Here is an 18,381-nt window from a genome sequence, read left to right on the forward strand (position 1 = left end):
CATTTCCTGATCCAGTTCCAGTGTCAGAAAGCCCCAGTAGTAAGGCCGTTGGGCGGTTCCCCAATCACGGGTATAGGCTTCCAGATAGCTTTCCGCCTGTTGGAAATGATGGGGGCGTAAAAACATGCCTTCTGTCCAGATGACTTTTTCAGATTTATTCATGTTGTTTTTCAGTCCATGTAACACATGTTGAATCAAAGGGAGGGGATATTAAATCTGGACACCTCAAAAGCCTGTTAAGTTTATTGCCATAAACTGTCGGTATTCAGTTCAGGTGGATAAAATTTGGACTTTATGCTGACTGGGGATGATACGGCAGCCGACTGCATTGGTTGAGTTTTGCATCGTAGAACTGCTCAGACGAGTTGCGGGAAATTTTTTGACTAAGACAGCATTAGCTCCTAGTGTATGTTGCGATGAGCCCATTACCGTACCGGAAACTACGCCCATGTTAACACCCGAGTTATCGCCGGTGGTCATAGGACATTTTGTCATCAGATTATGAACCGGTGCCCCTGCAAATAAGATATTCATGGCATTAGTTACTCCGGTAGGTCCTTGTGCCATATTAGGATAAGGAACGGGTACCGGAGAAGGGGTTGCGGGAGTCAGGCAGACATCCGGTGCCGCCACATCCATTCCGCCACTTTGTGTATTGGCAAACATAAGATCTCCTTAATCAACATGAATTTGTTCAGCATCTATTTTGGTGACAGATTTGGCTGACATTAGTGTGCTCTGGGAGTAGTGATTCAGCCAATTATGATTAAGGTACTCAATAGAGTTATTGTTGCAGGGCTGGCAACTGTAGTAGCCGTTGCACTTAAAGTGAGGGTGGAGGCTGTTTTTACTTCAGCTGTTCCGGTGACTGATTTTTTCCAGTTTCCTGCAACGTTGCTCTCTTCATTTCCAGCAATGGATTCTTTTTGATTACCACTGATATCTGATTGATGATCACCCGTAATACTATATTTAATGCCTCCGCTGGTGACTTCAATTTCTTTACCGTTAGCAACAGTTGTTTTTTGTTTATTATTGAAAGTTGCTGTTTCTTCTTGTTCAACAGTCGTATTTCGTTTTGCGTTATAGGTGAAACTTGCATCTTCTTCTATAGTATCAATTTGTTTTTTCTTTATTTCTGTCGTGCGGGAACCCTCTATAGCTATTGTTTGGTCGTTTTCGACAGAAATATTCATATCTTTTTCTGCATGCAGAGCAAAAGATTCCTTATCTTGAGCATCATCAATGAATAAATAGCTGGCGTTACTATTTCCACCTTGTATGCTTCGTGACATAAAACCTATTTTTGTGGCTTCGTTCGGCAATTTCCACGGGGGCATATTTTCTTTGTTAAAAGTGCTGCCTATTATCAGTGGTCTATCTGGGTTGCCGTTGATAAAACTGACAAAAACTTCATCCCCGACTCTGGGGATCTGGACTGCCCCGAATTTTGTACTGGCCCAAGGGCTGGAGCAACGTATCCAGCAAGAGCTGGTATCATCTTTGGCACCGTCCTGATCCCAATGAAATTGAACTTTGACCTGAGCATATTCATTTGTCCAGATTTCCTTGCCACTTGAACCGACGACTTCTGCTGTTTCTATACTGGCGACTGGGCATGGCGTTAGACGGGGTGCCCGCCAGTTTATTCTGGCCGGGATTGCGGTGAAGCGGGTTTTAATTTTGGCTGCGTTATCATTATTATTATCACCGGAATAAACCTCACCAGAATGATAACCGGACTCTGATAATTCATAGGTTGCACCAACAATCAGGTAGTCCCCATTATCTCCCTCCCTGAATGCGTTAGAAAGCGTAAAGGTGTATCCCGGTGCTATACCCGCTTCGAGGCTTTTGGCTTTAATATGATAGCAATGGGCTGTATAGGATTGCTGTAAAACCAGGACATAAAATTTCCCCTGAGATGCTTCACTATAATTTCCGGGCCACTCATATATTTTTGTATTGGGGCCTGAATTATCTGGATTTTGCTGTGTTTCCAGTAATTGAGCACGAGGTTGGAGAAAATCATAATCATTCATTGCATAAATTTTGGGTGCAATGGAATAACTCACATTCCAATCATACAAATAGCGTTTTTCTTTATTATTTCTCGGAGGAAAATGATTTGGATAATATTCCAGAGTTGAATAGCCTGTTAAAGCCGAATGAGATTGGGGGGAGTCAGCTAAAATCAGAGTATGATCGCTGATAGTATGTTGAAAATAATAATAAATACCTTCTTTTTCCATTATCCGGCTGATAAAGTTGAAATCAGTCTCACGATATTGTGTGCAGTATTCAAGCTGTTGGTATTTTGAAGTTAATTTGCTTTCAAATTTGATATCGTGTTTATTTAATATGTCCTTAATGATTTCAGGCGCTGTTTTCTTTTGCCATATTTGGCATCCTTTACTATTTTGCAGGATTGATAACTTTGGTTTAAGAATGAATTTATATTTATAGCAATAATGGTCATAAAAATCACACACCATAGCATCATGGACTATGCCATTCAGATAACGTACTTCTGCTGATGGGATATTCGGGGGAGTTATTTCAATGGAAATTGATTTCCCTCTTAGTGATTTGATATCAATATCTTTTTTCTTACTTAATAATTCAATATTAAAGGTATAGATTGTTGATAGCTTTTCTTCACCTTTTAATGAACCAAAAAGCAAATCACCTTCACCCAGTGGAGTATGAGCAATAATATTTCTTTTCATTGAGAGTGCCTTTCTAAATTCAAAGCTACCGCACGAGCCTTTTAATAAAGGACCTGACTAAGAAATTAAACTCTTTTTATTACCTACCATTACTTTCCATTAACCTGAATCAATAAATAATATTCCATTGAGGAAACTATAACGCAATAAAATTATCACTATTTGATAATTTTTTACAAAATGAAATATAAAATTACAAATCAGATCTTTTTTACAAAATGGATATAATTTGTTTGAAAAATAATCTTTAGATGGAACCTATTAATTTTTAAATATTAATTTCTTTTATTATGTTGATTAGCTGTGTGTGTTCGCCATGAAGTGAGCAAGATCACCTTTGAAAGTGATTTGCGTTTAATCTGTATGGTCAGAAAAGAATGCAGTATTCAGGGGAAAAAAAGAGAAGATAACAAAAGAAAATCAGAAATATAAAGAAGGTAGGTAAGAGAGGTAAGAAAGGTTGGCGGCAACCATATAATAATTACCGCCGATAATTAATTATTATAAAACAATGTGTTAATGATTATTCAACGCGAGGAAACACATTGCTTTCAATAAATAATTTATTTTAATACTGATAATGCGCTGTCATAATCAGGCTCATTCGTAATCTCATCTACGAGCTGGCTATAAACAACATTATTGTTTTCATCCAGAATAATGACAGCACGTGCAGTTAATCCGCCCAATGGCCCCTGATTAATTGCTACACCATAATTTTCCTGAAACTCGTTACCACGCAGTGTTGATAGAGTGACAACATTTGAAAGGCCTTCAGAACCACAAAAACGGGACTGTGCAAAAGGCAGGTCTGCCGAAATGCAAAGTACGACAGTATTGTTCAGTTCACCAGCATGTTGGTTAAATTTACGTACAGAAGTTGCACAAACGCCGGTATCAATGCTTGGGAATATATTGAGTACTTTACGTTTCCCTGCGTATTGGCTCAGTGCCACGTCAGTAAGATCTTTTGCTACCAGAGTAAATTCTTTTGCTGATTCGCCTGCTTGTGGAAAATGTCCGGCTACAGTGATATCGCTACCTTGGAATTTGACGGTTTGTGTCATGGTTTTATCCCTCATATAAGTAAACTGCGGTGCCAGTGTAATGGAATAGTGCGATCTTGCCCACAAAAATAGCTGTAATATTTATAAATACTCACCTATTGTTTAATTAACAGTGTCTTATCATTTATTTTAAGATGATTATTAGACCAAAAGAGTAAAAATTTATGCATAATTTTACCTTGTTCCCTTCTGTGCTACTGATGACAGGGCTTTCCCTGCCTTTTGCTGTTTATGCTGCTGATGTTCCTGTAGGAACTCAGTTAGACCCTCATCAGGAGTTGGTTCGTCATTTGAAAGATGAACCAGCATCACTTGATCCGATTAAATCTTTTGGCTTAACAGAAGCACAGGTATTGCGTGATTTACTGGAAGGTCTCGTTAATCAGGATGCTTATGGCAACCCTGTTGCGGGAGTTGCCACTCATTGGAAGACAACCGATAACAAAACATGGATATTTACGCTGCGGCAGAATGCCCGCTGGTCTAATGGTGACAACGTTACTGCTTCTGATTTTGTATACAGCTGGCAGCGGCTGGTCGATCCTAAAAATGCCTCTTCATTTTCTTGGTTTGCTGCTCTGTCAGGGATTCAGAATGCTCAGGACATCATAGACGGTAAACTGCCACCGGAAAAATTAGGTATTGAAGCACTTGATGCTTATACATTAAAAGTCACACTGGATCGCCCTGTACCTTATTTTCCCAGTATGACCACTAATTTTAGCCTGTATCCGGTTAATAAACAGTGTGTTGAAAAATATGGGAATGACTGGACCAGAGTAGGCCATCTGGTAGGAAATGGTGCTTTTACACTGACGGGAAGGGTGGTAAATGAAAAGATTGTTCTGACACCTAACCCTTATTACTGGGATCACAAAAAAACAGTACTGAAAAAAGTTACATTTTTACCAATCAGTCAGGAATCTCATGCGGTTAAGCGTTATCTGGCCGGGGATTTAGATATAACTGAATCTTTCCCTAAGAATATGTACCGCAAGTTACTGCGTGATATCCCGGGAGAAGTTTTCACACCGGATCAGCTGGGCACATATTATTATGCATTCAATACTCAGCGAGCACCGACTGATGATATCCGGGTCAGACAGGCTCTTGCCATGACTATCGATAAGAATCTAATTGCGGAAAAGATATTGGGCACAGGAGAAAAGCCTGCATGGCATTTTACGCCTGATGTTACGGCCGGTTTTAAGCCAGAAAGCAGCCGGCAACAGGTTCTGACTCAGCGGAAAAGGGATGAGAGAGCAAAAGCACTGTTAAAAGAAGCGGGCTATGGCCCTGATAATCCACTAAAACTTTCTTTGCTCTATAATAATTTAGAAAATAATCAACGCATTGCTATTGCAGTCAGTTCAGAATGGAAAAAGAAACTGGGTGTTGAAGTGAAGTTAGTTAATCAGGAATGGAAAACGTATGTGGATAACAGGAATACCGGTAATTTTGATGTCGTCCGGGCATCATGGACCGGAGATTATAATGAGCCATCAAGTTTTTTATCTCTTCTGACATCAACACATAGCGGAAATCTTGCCAAATTTCATAACCCGGCTTATGACGCTTTGTTGAAAGCCGCCAGTCTGGAAACCGATGATGAAATTAGAAACAAGGATTACAATCAGGCAGAAAAAATGCTTGAGGCACAGGCTCCGATTGTGCCGATTTATCAGTACACCAATGGTCGGTTAATCAAAAAATGGCTAAAAGGATACCCGATCACCAATCCTGAAGATGTGGCTTATAGCCATACTATGTATATCATTAAAAAACATTAAATGTTGAACAGGAGCGGATGTGGAAACGATTTATGGCTCAGCATTTAAAGATTCAAATGCTGTATATGCCTGCCAGTTGAATGGGAAGGGTGGTATCACAGATTTTAGCGAAAATGCACCTGCAACGGCAGGGCAGCCTTTCTGGCAGCATCTTGATTATCAAAATCAGAGCAGTTATCGATGGCTTATGAATACGAACCAATTACCGGCCCCTGTAAAAGATGGGCTGGTTGGTGAGAGTATTCGGCCCAAACTTATTCGTACCGGCGAAGGAGCGCTGATTACACTGAGGGCGATTAATCGAAATGACAATGCCCGTCCTGATCACTTGGTATCGTTTCGTATCTACATTAACGAAAAGGTCATTATTTCCAGTTGCCATAGAAAAGTGTACCCGGTTGAGCAGGTTATGACGGATTTAAATAATGGCACAGGTGCAAAAAATACAGGGCACTGGCTGGTTGAAATAGTTGATGCTATTACCGATGAAGTGAATGATTTTATTGAAGAGTTGCATGACAATCTGATTGAGTTTGAGGATAACATTCTGGAGCAGAAGATCCCCGGACGAGGCGAATTAGTATTATTACGCAAGCAATTAATTGTTCTCCGTCGGTATATGGCGCCCCAGCGTGATGTTCTGACACGTTTGTCCAGTGAGAAGCTACCCTGGATGAGTGACGAAGCTCGTCATCTGATGCAGGAAGTTTCTGATCGTCTGGGGCGTGGGCTGGATGATTTGGATGGCAGTATCGCAAGGACGGCGGTTCTTGCAGATGAGATTACGTCCATCATGGCGGATGCAATGAACCGCCGTATTTACATGATGTCATTATTAACAATAATATTCTTGCCAAGTACTTTTTTAACCGGATTATTCGGCGTTAACCTTGGCGGTATCCCCGGAAATAAGGATGAGTTTGGCTTTGGCTTATTCAGCCTGTTGCTGTCGTTGTTGATAGCGGGGTTCGCGTGGTGGTTAAAGCGCAGTAAGTGGTTATAAAAAAGCGGTGATTATTATTGTGATCGGGTTTCTATTGAATCAAATACTGACTGGATCAGCGGGTTAATTCCATTCGGTTTGAGGTATATCAATAATAACACTCTAAAGTTGAGGCACTATAACTCCCGCAGGTGAATACAACGTTGAGCGATGAACGTTGTGCTCCATGATTGTAGTGTTTCTCATATTGAGTTTTATACCGATTAATTGACGTTATGCCGATACTAAAATCATTAGTATCGGCTATTTTTTTATTTTATTTCAATGATATCCAATCGTTCCGCCTGAAAACCCATTTTTTCGTCAGGATCGATGGCTGGTTGTACGGGTAACTCTTCCCGATCAAAAGCCAGATCTCCGCCATCAACGATTTCACTGTCGTGATTAATACCTTTAAAGTCGAACAGATTAAAATCGCTGAGATGGGATGGAACCACATTTTGTACAGCACGGAACATAGTTTCAATCCGCCCCGGATAGCGTTTGTCCCAGTCACGCAGCATGTCTTTGATAACCTGACGTTGTAGATTCGGCTGTGAGCCGCATAAGTTACAGGGGATAATTGGAAATGCTTTCGCTTCCGCATAACGCTCAATGTCTTTTTCCCGACAGTAAGCCAGTGGGCGGATAACAATGTGTTTACCATCATCACTGATCAGTTTTGGTGGCATACCTTTTAATTTGCCGCCATAAAACATATTCAGAAAAACAGTTTGCAGGATGTCATCACGGTGATGCCCCAGCGCAATTTTGGTTGCACCCAGTTCAGTAGCGGTGCGGTATAAAATACCACGGCGTAACCGGGAGCACAGAGAACAGGTCGTTTTTCCTTCCGGGATTTTCTCTTTGACAATACCATAGGTATTTTCTTCAACGATTTTATACTCGACGCCCAGCTCATCCAGATAAGCAGGAAGGATATGTTCAGGGAAACCCGGCTGTTTTTGATCCAGATTGACAGCAATAAGAGAGAAATTTACAGGAGCACTTTTTTGCAGGTTCTGCAAAATGGACAGCATAGTGTAGCTGTCTTTGCCACCAGAAAGGCAGACCATAATGCGATCACCTTCTTCGATCATATTAAAATCTGCAATGGCTTGGCCTACATCACGACGCAGGCGCTTTTGTAATTTATTAAAATTATACTGTTCTTTTTGAGTGTTCATTTCTGGTTATTCTTTATTGTTTCTGATGGCTGTTCGGCTAAAGGCCCTTAAAAAATTACGATGATTTTATGGCGGAGAACATGAAAAGGGAACAATAATAGCGAATGGGAAGGGATTATCAATCAGAGTTAGCGAAAAACCCCTATTTTCCCCATATAGGAAAAATAGGGGATTGTGCTTAATATTTATTCCGTAGCCGGACAAACTGGCTGATAAGAACCAAAAATCCAATTGCTAAATAGGCAGCAAAAATGCCAATCAGCCATTGCGGCATATCCAGAGTCAGAAATGACCACTGTTTTATTGAGCAGTCGCCAAAAGCCTGAAATACTGAAGGCAGCCATTCATTTAACGGCAGCCATGACGGAAATCTGACAAAAAATTCACAGGTATTAAAAGGGCTGGGGTATAACTGCATCATAGTATGATCCCATGCCAGCTGTAACCCGTGCCATGAGCTATAGAGCCAGAGTAAAATAGCCAGCCAGCGCAGCGGCGTTTTGGGAGCGATTGCACCCAGTAGGGCTGCGCCGAAAATACCGAATAGAGCAACACGCTCATAAATGCACATTACGCAGGGCTGCAACTGCATAACATGTTGAAAGTAAAGTGCAACAAACTCCAACAAAAGAGCCGTTAACGCCATTAATAACCATGTGCTCCGCCCTTGGGAACTCTGTTTTAGAAAATGTAACATTCTTCTTCTTCCCGTATCGTGTATATAGCTGTTTATTCTGCCGCTTCTTAAATCACAAAAAAATCAATTTCAAGTCAATTACGTCGTTTTTTAAATTAAAATTTTTAATAAAAAAACCGGATAGGGGAATTTTACACCCTATCCGGCAGAATTCCTTAATAATAAATATAAGGGATTATAGTGGGATAACCCAGCCAAGTTTTACAAGATATTCAGTAGCAGGCAGTAGACAAAACTCAACACACAGCAGACCCACAAGAGTCATCACAATAGTGTAAGGTAGCGCCATTATCACCATACGGCCATAAGACAGGCGAATCAATGGTGATAGCGCTGATGTCAACAGGAACAGGAAAGCTGCCTGCCCGTTTGGTGTCGCTACTGATGGCAGGTTAGTCCCTGTATTAATGGCTACAGCCAGAAATTCATATTGTTGTTGTGAAATAAGGCCACTTTTGAGAGCAGACAGAGCTTCATTAATATAAACAGTCCCTACAAATACGTTATCAGATACTGCGGAAAGCAGCCCGTTACACAGGTAAAACAGGGAGAGTTGTGAAGCGGGTGAAGATTGCAGTACAAACTGAATAAAGGGGGTAAATAGTTGTTGATCAATAATGACCGCAACCACAGAAAAGAAAACAGTCAGTAATGCAGTGAAAGGTAAAGCTTCCTCAAAGGCTTTTCCTAAAGCATGTTCTTCAGTGATACCACAAAAAGCGGTAGCCATAATAATAACTGACAAGCCAATCAACCCGACTTCAGCTAAGTGGAACGCCAAAGCTACAATCAGCCAGATGCCGATTAAAGCCTGAACGACAAGCTGGGCTTTTTCCTGACGAGTACGTTTTTCAGCCGTTTTTTTTGCGTAGTCTTCCAAAACAGAGCGGACACGCTCAGGTAATTCAGCACCGTAACCAAACATTTTGAAATGTTCAACCAACAGACAGACCAGCAGACCACAGATAAAAACAGGCACAGTGACGGGAGACATGCGGATAAAGAATGTCATGAAATCCCAGCCAACATGTTTTGCGATGATCAGGTTTTGTGGTTCACCAACCATAGTCATCACACCACCTAAGGCTGTACCGACCCCCGCATGCATCATCAGGCTGCGCAGAAATGCCCGGAATTGTTCCAGTGTCTGTCTTTTATCTTCATTATCAATAAACTGATCATCACTAAGGTCTATGTTGTCATTATGCTGACTGGAAAGATAACGATGATAAATGGAATAAAAACCAACGGATACGCTGATAACAACAGCTATAACTGTTAAAGCATCAAGGAAGGCCGACAAAAATGCACTTGCCAGACAGAATGCCAATGCCAGCATTTTTTTGGAGCGAATGCTTAACAGTAGCTTGGTGAAAACAAATAGCAGAAGTTGCTTCATAAAGTAAATACCAGCAACCATGAAAATCAGCAGCAGGATAACTTCCAGATTATTGCTGATTTCATGCCCTATCTGTTTTGGCGAGGTCATGCCGATAATTACAGCTTCAATAGCAAGTAACCCTCCCGGTTGCAAAGGATAACATTTTAAAGCCATTGCCAGTGTGAAGATAAATTCAACAACGAGCATCCAGCCTGCAACAAAGGGGCTGACAAAGAAAAAAACCAGTGGATTGATGATAAGAAAAACAATGATAGCCAGCTTGTACCAATCCGGCGAATTACCGAGAAAGTTTTTCACCACTGCACGTCGTATACTGATTTCCATTATTATTAATATTCCTCTTCTGTGGATTCATGGGACATTTCTAAAGCACAACATATTCGTTGTCTTTCCGGTTGCCTCTCTATGGCGGCTGCGCTCGCTTATTTCAGTTAGTTATATTATGAGCTATGTTCCTTCTTTACTACCTTGATGCAACTTGCAATACATTGAGTATCATATGCTCTAACAGGTGGTAATTTAAGGGAATAATCTCATAATTAATTGGATAATAATTATATTTTTTTATGACCTCATTCACTCTTTCACGGTTTATTTATTATGTAACTATGTCGACTTGACGCATTCTGGTATGATCAGTGCTTATTATTAGCCAATAAAACTGCTTTGGAATAGTTAAAATATGGTAATTAAGGCTCAGAGTCCTGCGAGTTTTGCGGAAGAGTATATTATTGAAAGTATATGGAATAATCGTTTTCCACCAGGCTCTATACTGCCAGCAGAGCGTGAATTATCTGAATTAATCGGTGTTACCCGTACCACTTTGCGTGAAGTATTGCAGCGCCTTGCTCGTGATGGCTGGTTGACTATTCAGCATGGAAAACCAACAAAGGTCAATAACTTCTGGGAAACATCAGGTCTTAACATTCTGGAAACTCTGGCGCGTTTAGATCATGATCGTGTGCCTCAGTTGGTCGATAATTTATTGTCAGTCCGCACAAATATTGCAGCTATTTTTATCCGTACTGCATTCAGGCACAACCCGGAAAAATCACTGGAAGTTCTGGCGGAAAAAGATAAAGCAGAAGATACTGCTGAATCCTTCAGTTCTGTGGATTATGATATTTTCCGTGGGTTAGCGTTTGCATCCGGCAATCCTATTTATGGGCTGATTATTAACGGATTAAAAGGGCTTTATACCCGTGTTGGCCGTTATTACTTTTCTAACCCCGAAGCCCGTAAACTAGCCCTGAATTTCTATCAGCAGCTGAGCTTACTGTGCCGGGAAGAAGCTCATGACAAGATCATTGAATGCGTACGTAATTATGGTAAAGACAGCGGAACTATTTGGCATGAAATGCAAGGGATCATGTTCAATGATTTAACAGCAGCACGTCAGAATTGATCAAATTACACCCTACCCAATTTTCAATTTGATTCCTTGAGCTAGCCTATTTTTTTAAAGGCGAATTACATTACGTAGTTCGCCGCTTCCCATTTGTCTTATAATTGCCCCTATATGTGGTATGCCCTTCGTCTTTCACGTTGCTTCTTTTGACTGCGTCAACTCACTCCGGTCACTTACCAAACTGTAAAATGAAAATTTTTAAATGATTATGCTGTTCAGTTTATATTGAATAAGGGCTTTATTCTAAAAAAATTATTAATTTTAGATTAAAATAAAACAGGATTATGTGAATATAATGTTGGTTTTTTTCCGGTTAAATCACTTTTTCTGATATTTATATAATCAATCAATAGTATTTTATTCTACTTTATTTAATTGTATTTGCTGGTATTTTATTGTTTTTCTACATGGTAAAGAAGATTGTTTTATCAATATTTTGTAATGAAATTGTGATTCAAATCCTAAAATTCAATTAATGCTTTCATGGTCTATTATTCTGTGTTGGATTTTTCTATTTAGCATATTATGCTTGTCTGCGTATGTTTCTTATCAGTAGGGGGCAGAATGAAAGTCCTTATTTTAGGCAGTGGGGTTATTGGTGTCACCAGCGCTTGGTATCTGGCTCAGGAAGGTCATGAAGTTATAGTCGTCGATCGCCAGCAAAGCGCTGCCGAAGAAACGAGTGCAGGTAATGCAGGGCAAATTTCACCCGGATATTCAACACCCTGGGGGGCTCCGGGTATCCCGTTAAAAGCGATAAAATGGCTGTTCCAACGCCATGCCCCGTTAGCTATTCGTCCTGATGGTTCATTATTTCAGTTGCGCTGGATGTGGCAAATGCTGCGTAACTGTGATGCCGACCATTATGCGATGAATAAAAGCAGAATGTTGCGTCTGGCTGAATATAGCCGTGACTGTATTAAACAACTGAGAGCGGATACCGGTATCCAATATGAAGAGCGTCTGGGTGGCACATTGCAGCTATTCAGAACCGCTAAACAGTTTGATAGTGCCGCTAAGGATATTACGGTACTGGAACAGGAAGGCGTTCCTTATCGGTTATTGACGGCTGATCAATTAGCATCAGTTGAACCTGCACTTGCTCACTCTTCCCATAAATTGACGGGGGGATTGCAGCTTCCCAATGATGAAACTGGTGACTGCCAGATTTTTACGAAAGAACTGGCCAAAATGGCAGAAAAAGCGGGTGTCAGATTTATATTTAACAAACAGGTTAAACAAATTCTGGTGGATGGGGATAAGATCATCGGTATTCAGTGCGATGATGGTGTTATGACCGCAGATCAGTATGTGATAGCGATGGGGGCTTATTCCACAGAATTGCTGAAAGGCCTTGTCACAATTCCGGTTTATCCAATGAAAGGTTATTCGCTGACAATGCCGATAATGGATGAAACACGTTCACCTGCTTCAACAATACTGGATGAAACTTATAAAATTGCCATCACCCGTTTTGATAATCGTATCCGTGTTGGTGGGATGGCAGAGGTAGTCGGTTTCAATCTGGATGTACTGAAAAGCCGCTGTGAGACACTAAAAATGGTCGTTGACGATCTTTACCACAACGGTGGCAATATTGCAGAAGCATCATTCTGGGCTGGGTTACGTCCGATGACACCGGATGGTACACCTATTGTTGGCCCTACTAAATACGCTAATCTTTATCTGAATACCGGGCATGGGACATTAGGCTGGACGATGGCTTGTGGTTCAGGAAAGCTGTTATCTGATTTAATTTCAGGTAAAAAAACTGACATTGTTGCGGATGATCTTTCCGTATTCAGATACATCGATGGGTTTAATACTAAAGTGCTTCGGATGAAGCATCGCTTACATACTGCGTAAAGTAAATTAGAAGGGGCCAGCATGCCACGTCCTATTTTGGCAACGATCCATCTTGATGCATTCCGGCATAACCTGACCATTATCCGTCAGAAGGTTGGTTACAGTAAAATTTGGTCGGTAGTGAAAGCGAATGCATATGGGCATGGGTTGGACAGAATATGGCAATCACTCATGCAGACAGATGGTTTTGCTCTGCTTGATATGAATGAAGCTATTTATTTGAGAAAACAGGGGTGGCAAGGGCCTATTCTGTTGTTAGAAGGCTTTTTCAAAGCCGCAGATTTGCAGATAATCAATAAATATAATCTGACAACTACAGTGCATAGCCATTGGCAGCTTAAGGCAATAGAAGAGGCGGCATTCGATAAACCTGTAAATATCTATTTAAAACTTAACAGTGGCATGAACCGTCTGGGTTTCACACCCGATGAATATCCACAGATAGTATCAATGGCGAGTGGGATAAAGAATATCAGCTCCGTCACTTTAATGACCCATTTTGCGAATTCTGACAATGAAATTGGTGTCAGTGAGCAATTCACAGTTGTCAGGCAACTCAAAATGGACTCACTTCAGCACTGTCTGGCTAATTCTGGTGCAGTACTATGGCATCCGGAAACGCACGCTGATTGGGTAAGGCCGGGGATTATTCTATACGGAGCATCTCCCAGCGGGAAGTGGCGTGATATTGCAGATACAGGATTGAGACCAACGATGAGCCTGAGAAGTGAGATTATTGCTGTTCATGAACTTGCGAAAGGTGCAAAAATTGGTTACGGCAGCCACTATACCACGCAGCGTGTAACCAGAGTGGGTACTGTTGCATGTGGGTATGCTGATGGCTATCCTCGGCATGCGTCAACGGGATCACCTGTTATCGTTGACGGTATTCGCACTTGTGTGTTGGGAGCGGTCTCAATGGATATGATGACGGTGGATCTGACACCGTGCCCGGAGGCAACAATCGGTAGCTCAGTTGAGCTGTGGGGAAAACACCTGCCCGTGGATGAAGTGGCAGAGTTTGCAGGAACGATAGGTTATGAACTGCTGTGCGCTTTAGCCAGACGTGTTCCGGTGGTTGTTGATTAATGATATCCCCTTCGTCTTTCAAGCCGCCTCTTTGTTAGCTGCAACTTGAATCCATTGGATATACTTATTTTTTTATTTTCTCAGGCATTTTTTCGTACTGCTCCCATGCCAGTGATGGGGTATTGGCAGTTTGAATCAATGCCTGTTATTCAGTTTCAATTCTGTTCAATCAGTTACGTTTAGTTTGTATGGCGGCAACGCAGAACGACAGAAAGCTTACCGGGGTTACCATTTTTGGAATACAAAGGGCTACTGATACGAGCCGTTTCAACACAGACCATATTTTTATAGCCTTCTTTTTCCATATCTTTCATGCTGCCTGATAACTCGGCACCGGGATTCCAGCAAACAATATCACTGTGATGGTAGTGATGAACTTCGATAGTACGCTTCCATTGCTTATCTCTGATTAGGCTGAAATCTTCTGGTTCTGTGTAAATGCGATCAGTACGTTTCTGAAAAACTAATTCTTCACTAGTAGTTTGCTGTGTTTTGTTTGTTATCGAGTCGATAAAATGGCTACCTAACCCATTGACCTTAATTTGTTCTATTTCACTGATATTAAAATAAGAATGTAGTGCGCATGTGGTTTGATACTCCCCGTAGGATTCCAGTTCTACCTCACAGGTTTCACCTAATTTAAAACGGGCAATAAGTGTAAATTCATGCGGCCATAATTGTTCGGTATACTCGTTGTTTTGCAGTATGAACATCAAAATAACACCATTTTCATGTTCATGATGCCCTTTAAATTCCCATGGTAAGATTCGGGCGAAGCCATGACTTGGTGTACCCTGAGGACCAAACCATGGCCAACAGATGGGAATGCCGCCACGGATAGCAGTTCCTGCACAAAGTTTTGTATTATTACTTAACCATAATACCGGTTTTTCACCACTGGGTTGCCATGCCATAAGGTGTGCGCCTTGGATGCTGATTGCGCTACGGACTTTAGGATGAGTAATCACAATTAATGGAAACCCATCAATATCCCGTTGGCTGATATTAGGTGATATCTGTTTTACAATCGGCAATGAGAAAATTTTATCAAACATCATCATGACCTTACATAAACTTCTAGTGATGGTTAGTGAAGGCAAGAATAGCTTATTGTGGGAAAGTGGCAAAATAAAAGTCACCGGTAAAGGTGACTTATTGAACAATGATTATACCCATTGCTTTTCAGGTTGCGAGTTTGTGGTCTGCAACCTGAAATTCATAAAGTATATAGGTTCTGTTATTTAGAGATGTGAGCGACCAGATCCAGAACTTTGTTAGAGTAACCTGTTTCGTTGTCGTACCAGGAAACCAGTTTCACAAAGTTGTCGTTCAGAGCGATACCTGCTTTCGCGTCGAAGACTGAAGTCAGTTTTTCGCCGTTGAAGTCGGTGGATACAACGTCATCTTCGGTGTAACCCAGAATGCCTTTCAGCTCGCCTTCAGCCGCTTCTTTGATTGCTTCACAGATCTCTTTATAAGTTGCTGGTTTTTCCAGACGGGCAGTCAGGTCAACAACAGAAACGTTAGGAGTCGGTACGCGGAAAGACATACCAGTCAGTTTGCCGTTCAGTTCTGGGATGACTTTACCTACTGCTTTTGCTGCACCGGTAGAAGATGGGATGATGTTTTGTGCCGCACCACGACCACCACGCCAGTCTTTTGCAGAAGGGCCGTCAACGGTTTTCTGAGTCGCTGTTGTTGCGTGAACAGTTGTCATCAAACCTTCAACGATACCAAATTTATCGTTGATAACTTTAGCCAGTGGAGCAAGGCAGTTAGTTGTGCAGGATGCGTTGGAAACGATATCCTGACCTGCATAGTTGCTGTGGTTAACACCCATAACAAACATTGGGGTATCGTCTTTTGAAGGACCGGTCAGAACAACTTTTTTCGCGCCAGCAGTAATGTGTTTACGCGCAGTTTCGTCAGTCAGGAAAATGCCGGTTGCTTCAGCAACAACATCAACACCTACCTCGTTCCATTTCAGGTTAGCTGGGTCTCTTTCAGATGTAACGCGGATGGTTTTGCCGTTAACAACCAGATGACCGTCTTTTACTTCAACAGTACCGTTGAAGCGGCCATGGGTTGAATCGTATTTCAGCATGTAAGCCATGTAATCTGCATCTAACAGGTCATTGATTGCAACAATTTCAATGTCAGAACGTTCTTGTGCAGCACGGAAAACAATACGGCCAATACGACCAAAACCGTTAATACCTACTTTGATAGTCATAGTATTCCACCAGCTATTTTTTAGTGAATTAAAAGTTGTTTCTAAAGTTACCAAAATCTTGTCAGTCGTCAAGCGGAATCGTGTCAACAATTGAAAAAGATCAATTAAAAAACCATTATCTGAACATCCGCTATACAACTGTAACAATCTTTACGCGCACTATTATCGGGGTATAAGGAGATATTTAAAGTTCTCATTAATAAGATATGTGAGATTTATCACAATTAGTAAAGTAAATCATCATGTTGAATGAGTTAAAATGCGATTTAACATTTTACTATTTGCTTTTGTTGTTTTCGGTGCTTTTTGTTGAAAATATTGGCCTTAAAAGGTGGTTACCATGGCTAAAGATATCTCTCTTTCTCTCGAACAGCTCAGTGAAATGCAGCGTTATGTTACGCAGAATGCAGGTACTGAGCCGCCATTTTCAGGAAAACTGTTGCACAACAAAAACAGTGGTATTTATCATTGCCTGTGCTGCTCTCAGCCGTTATTTGTTTCTGACACCAAATTTGATTCCGGTTGTGGGTGGCCAAGTTTTTATCAACCGGTTAATGATAAATGCATCAACTATATTGATGATTATTCTCATAACATGCATCGGATAGAAGTGCGTTGCAGCTATTGTCAGGCGCATCTGGGGCATGTTTTTCCCGATGGCCCCAAACCGACAGGGGAGCGTTTTTGTATTAATTCGGCTGCGCTGCGTTTCATTGATGAAGATTCAGGAGAGGAAATTACCGGTTAATTTGATGGTTAGAACGGTTTTTGACCAAATCATGATGTAAATCGGCAAATGAAATAGAATCGATTCAGCTTGTGATGCCAGTATGCAATTTTTCAGTAACTGGTTTTTAGTAAGTGGTTTTAAATAACTAGTTTTAAGGAAATATCGATGAATTTAGATGATTTACTCTCTGTCATGACGCCTGAGATTTACCAGCGATTGGTTCAGGCTGTTGAGTTAGGGAAATGGCAGGATGGTGTTTCATTAACACCAGAGCAAAAAGAACACAGCCTGCAAATGGTCATGCTTTGGCAGGCCAGACATAATCATAATCCTGAACATATGACGATTGGCACGGATGGCCAAATTGCCGTAAAAAGCAAACAAGAGCTGAAGACTATGTTTCAGTCAGAAATGGTTGCCAGGTTAAAGCCGCAATCAGAAGAATGAATCATCAGGTTAAATGATAACCTCGTTCTTATACACATCAGTAGGAAAGAACGAGGTCAGTTTGATTTCAGGGATATATTTATAGCGGTTTGCGGGTAACAAATATTTTTTCGGTACGCTAAAAAAGAGCTGTTATCTCCTGCAATGGAGCAAATTTGGCACCTTTAGCTGCCATTTCCTCAATAGCCCTCAGGCTGTCATCTGCCTGAATATTAACCCCGCGACAGCCTTCTGTAATGACGTAAGTTTCATATCCGTGCTCTAATGCATCTAATACCGTGAACTTTACACAGTAATCAGTAGCAATACCCAGAATAAGCAGGCGATTGATATGTTGCTCTGACAGCCAGTGATGTAATCGGGTAGCATTTTTACGGTCGTTATCAAAAAATGCACTATAACTGTCTATTTGTGGATTTTCACCTTTGCGGAAAACTTCCTGAATAGCTGCGTGGTTTAAGGCTGGATGAAACTCTGCGCCACTTTTCCCTTGTACACAGTGTACAGGCCACCATATTTGAGGGATACCGTTCAATACACCTAATTCACCAACTGGCTGGCCTGAGTTCACAGCAAAACTCATATGATCGGAAGGGTGCCAGTCCTGACTGGCGATAATGCTGACACTGTATTGCTGACACAGTTGTATAGCTTCATTTGCCACTGCGATAACTTCTTCGCTTTCCTTGACTGCCAGTGCGCCACCTGTACAGAAGTCATTTTGTAGATCGATCAGTAATAGTGCGGTTTTCAT

At 41.3% G+C, this 18,381-nt stretch carries 17 protein-coding genes; 7 read left to right on the top strand and 10 right to left on the bottom strand.

The window, feature by feature from the left end:
- The 4 genes from tssK to tpx form a co-directional block, all read right to left on the bottom strand.
- Positions 1–162: type VI secretion system baseplate subunit TssK (tssK, locus tag Xinn_RS00005; RefSeq protein WP_169923505.1), on the bottom strand; the 162-nt coding region annotated here is incomplete at its 3' end.
- Positions 163–270: 108 nt separating this feature from the next.
- The gene (locus Xinn_RS00010) at positions 271–666 is read right to left on the bottom strand and encodes a DUF4150 domain-containing protein (RefSeq protein WP_086953310.1); all 396 of its coding nucleotides are present in this window, start codon (positions 664–666) and stop codon (positions 271–273) included.
- Between the two features lie 86 nt (positions 667–752).
- Positions 753–2,729 carry a type VI secretion system Vgr family protein gene (locus tag Xinn_RS00015; RefSeq protein WP_086953309.1) on the bottom strand — a complete coding sequence of 659 codons (1,977 nt, stop codon included), beginning with the start codon at positions 2,727–2,729 and terminating at the stop codon, positions 753–755.
- Between the two features lie 563 nt (positions 2,730–3,292).
- The gene (tpx, locus tag Xinn_RS00020; protein ID WP_086953308.1) at positions 3,293–3,796 is read right to left on the bottom strand and encodes a thiol peroxidase; all 504 of its coding nucleotides are present in this window, start codon (positions 3,794–3,796) and stop codon (positions 3,293–3,295) included.
- Between the two features lie 200 nt (positions 3,797–3,996).
- Here tpx and Xinn_RS00025 point away from each other — a divergent pair, with 200 nt between their 5' ends.
- Together Xinn_RS00025 and zntB are read left to right on the top strand one after the other, a co-directional pair.
- The gene (locus Xinn_RS00025; protein ID WP_280176123.1) at positions 3,997–5,586 is read left to right on the top strand and encodes a peptide ABC transporter substrate-binding protein; all 1,590 of its coding nucleotides are present in this window, start codon (positions 3,997–3,999) and stop codon (positions 5,584–5,586) included.
- Between the two features lie 19 nt (positions 5,587–5,605).
- A complete protein-coding gene (gene zntB, locus Xinn_RS00030) occupies positions 5,606–6,589 on the top strand; it encodes a zinc transporter ZntB (protein ID WP_086953306.1) in 984 nt (327 codons plus the stop codon).
- 251 nt (positions 6,590–6,840) lie between these two features.
- On the opposite strand, the gene ttcA is transcribed toward zntB, so the two are convergent.
- The 3 genes from ttcA to nhaB all read right to left on the bottom strand — a co-directional run bounded on the left by ttcA (position 6,841) and on the right by nhaB (position 10,178).
- The gene (gene ttcA / locus Xinn_RS00035; protein ID WP_086953305.1) at positions 6,841–7,755 is read right to left on the bottom strand and encodes a tRNA 2-thiocytidine(32) synthetase TtcA; all 915 of its coding nucleotides are present in this window, start codon (positions 7,753–7,755) and stop codon (positions 6,841–6,843) included.
- Positions 7,756–7,933: 178 nt separating this feature from the next.
- A complete protein-coding gene (gene dsbB, locus Xinn_RS00040; protein WP_086953304.1) occupies positions 7,934–8,452 on the bottom strand; it encodes a disulfide bond formation protein DsbB in 519 nt (172 codons plus the stop codon).
- Between the two features lie 175 nt (positions 8,453–8,627).
- Positions 8,628–10,178, bottom strand: a complete 1,551-nt coding sequence (gene nhaB, locus Xinn_RS00045) for a sodium/proton antiporter NhaB (RefSeq protein ID WP_086953303.1) — start codon at positions 10,176–10,178, stop codon at positions 8,628–8,630.
- Positions 10,179–10,536: 358 nt separating this feature from the next.
- On the opposite strand from nhaB, the gene fadR reads away from it, so the two are divergent.
- The 3 genes from fadR (at position 10,537) to alr (ending at position 14,217) form a co-directional block, all read left to right on the top strand.
- A complete protein-coding gene (gene fadR, locus Xinn_RS00050; protein ID WP_086953302.1) occupies positions 10,537–11,259 on the top strand; it encodes a fatty acid metabolism transcriptional regulator FadR in 723 nt (240 codons plus the stop codon).
- 567 nt (positions 11,260–11,826) lie between these two features.
- Positions 11,827–13,128: a D-amino acid dehydrogenase gene (locus Xinn_RS00055; protein ID WP_086953301.1), complete on the top strand. Its 1,302-nt coding sequence runs from the start codon at positions 11,827–11,829 to the stop codon at positions 13,126–13,128.
- Positions 13,129–13,149: 21 nt separating this feature from the next.
- Positions 13,150–14,217 carry an alanine racemase gene (gene alr / locus Xinn_RS00060; RefSeq protein WP_086953300.1) on the top strand — a complete coding sequence of 356 codons (1,068 nt, stop codon included), beginning with the start codon at positions 13,150–13,152 and terminating at the stop codon, positions 14,215–14,217.
- Positions 14,218–14,396: 179 nt separating this feature from the next.
- On the opposite strand, the gene Xinn_RS00065 is transcribed toward alr, so the two are convergent.
- Together Xinn_RS00065 and gapA are read right to left on the bottom strand one after the other, a co-directional pair.
- On the bottom strand, positions 14,397–15,272 hold the full coding sequence (locus Xinn_RS00065) for a D-hexose-6-phosphate mutarotase (protein ID WP_086956425.1): 876 nt from the start codon (positions 15,270–15,272) through the stop codon (positions 14,397–14,399).
- 182 nt (positions 15,273–15,454) lie between these two features.
- Entirely contained in the window at positions 15,455–16,450 is a 996-nt protein-coding gene (gene gapA, locus Xinn_RS00075; protein WP_086953298.1) for a glyceraldehyde-3-phosphate dehydrogenase, read from the bottom strand.
- Positions 16,451–16,790: 340 nt separating this feature from the next.
- Between gapA and msrB the strand changes: the two genes are divergently transcribed.
- Positions 16,791–17,198: a peptide-methionine (R)-S-oxide reductase MsrB gene (gene msrB, locus Xinn_RS00080; RefSeq protein ID WP_086953297.1), complete on the top strand. Its 408-nt coding sequence runs from the start codon at positions 16,791–16,793 to the stop codon at positions 17,196–17,198.
- Positions 17,199–17,345: 147 nt separating this feature from the next.
- A complete protein-coding gene (locus tag Xinn_RS00085) occupies positions 17,346–17,627 on the top strand; it encodes a YeaC family protein (protein ID WP_086953296.1) in 282 nt (93 codons plus the stop codon).
- 118 nt (positions 17,628–17,745) lie between these two features.
- Here the strand turns inward: Xinn_RS00085 and pncA are convergent, their stop codons facing one another.
- Positions 17,746–18,381 carry a bifunctional nicotinamidase/pyrazinamidase gene (gene pncA, locus Xinn_RS00090; protein ID WP_086953295.1) on the bottom strand — a complete coding sequence of 212 codons (636 nt, stop codon included), beginning with the start codon at positions 18,379–18,381 and terminating at the stop codon, positions 17,746–17,748.

The sequence above is a fragment of the Xenorhabdus innexi genome, assembly GCF_002632485.1.
Classification (GTDB): Bacteria; Pseudomonadota; Gammaproteobacteria; order Enterobacterales; family Enterobacteriaceae; genus Xenorhabdus; species Xenorhabdus innexi.

Excerpts from the sequence above, each read along its gene's own strand:
- Xinn_RS00010 (WP_086953310.1), bottom strand. The coding sequence starts at position 666 with ATGTTTGCCAATACACAAAGTGGCGGAATGGATGTGGCGGCACCGGAT.
- Xinn_RS00015 (WP_086953309.1), bottom strand. The coding sequence starts at position 2,729 with ATGAAAAGAAATATTATTGCTCATACTCCACTGGGTGAAGGTGATTTG.
- tpx (WP_086953308.1), bottom strand. The coding sequence starts at position 3,796 with ATGACACAAACCGTCAAATTCCAAGGTAGCGATATCACTGTAGCCGGA.
- Xinn_RS00025 (WP_280176123.1), top strand. The coding sequence starts at position 3,997 with ATGACAGGGCTTTCCCTGCCTTTTGCTGTTTATGCTGCTGATGTTCCT.
- ttcA (WP_086953305.1), bottom strand. The coding sequence starts at position 7,755 with ATGAACACTCAAAAAGAACAGTATAATTTTAATAAATTACAAAAGCGC.
- dsbB (WP_086953304.1), bottom strand. The coding sequence starts at position 8,452 with ATGTTACATTTTCTAAAACAGAGTTCCCAAGGGCGGAGCACATGGTTA.
- nhaB (WP_086953303.1), bottom strand. The coding sequence starts at position 10,178 with ATGGAAATCAGTATACGACGTGCAGTGGTGAAAAACTTTCTCGGTAAT.
- fadR (WP_086953302.1), top strand. The coding sequence starts at position 10,537 with ATGGTAATTAAGGCTCAGAGTCCTGCGAGTTTTGCGGAAGAGTATATT.
- Xinn_RS00055 (WP_086953301.1), top strand. The coding sequence starts at position 11,827 with ATGAAAGTCCTTATTTTAGGCAGTGGGGTTATTGGTGTCACCAGCGCT.
- alr (WP_086953300.1), top strand. The coding sequence starts at position 13,150 with ATGCCACGTCCTATTTTGGCAACGATCCATCTTGATGCATTCCGGCAT.
- Xinn_RS00065 (WP_086956425.1), bottom strand. The coding sequence starts at position 15,272 with ATGTTTGATAAAATTTTCTCATTGCCGATTGTAAAACAGATATCACCT.
- gapA (WP_086953298.1), bottom strand. The coding sequence starts at position 16,450 with ATGACTATCAAAGTAGGTATTAACGGTTTTGGTCGTATTGGCCGTATT.
- msrB (WP_086953297.1), top strand. The coding sequence starts at position 16,791 with ATGGCTAAAGATATCTCTCTTTCTCTCGAACAGCTCAGTGAAATGCAG.
- Xinn_RS00085 (WP_086953296.1), top strand. The coding sequence starts at position 17,346 with ATGAATTTAGATGATTTACTCTCTGTCATGACGCCTGAGATTTACCAG.
- pncA (WP_086953295.1), bottom strand. The coding sequence starts at position 18,381 with ATGAAAACCGCACTATTACTGATCGATCTACAAAATGACTTCTGTACA.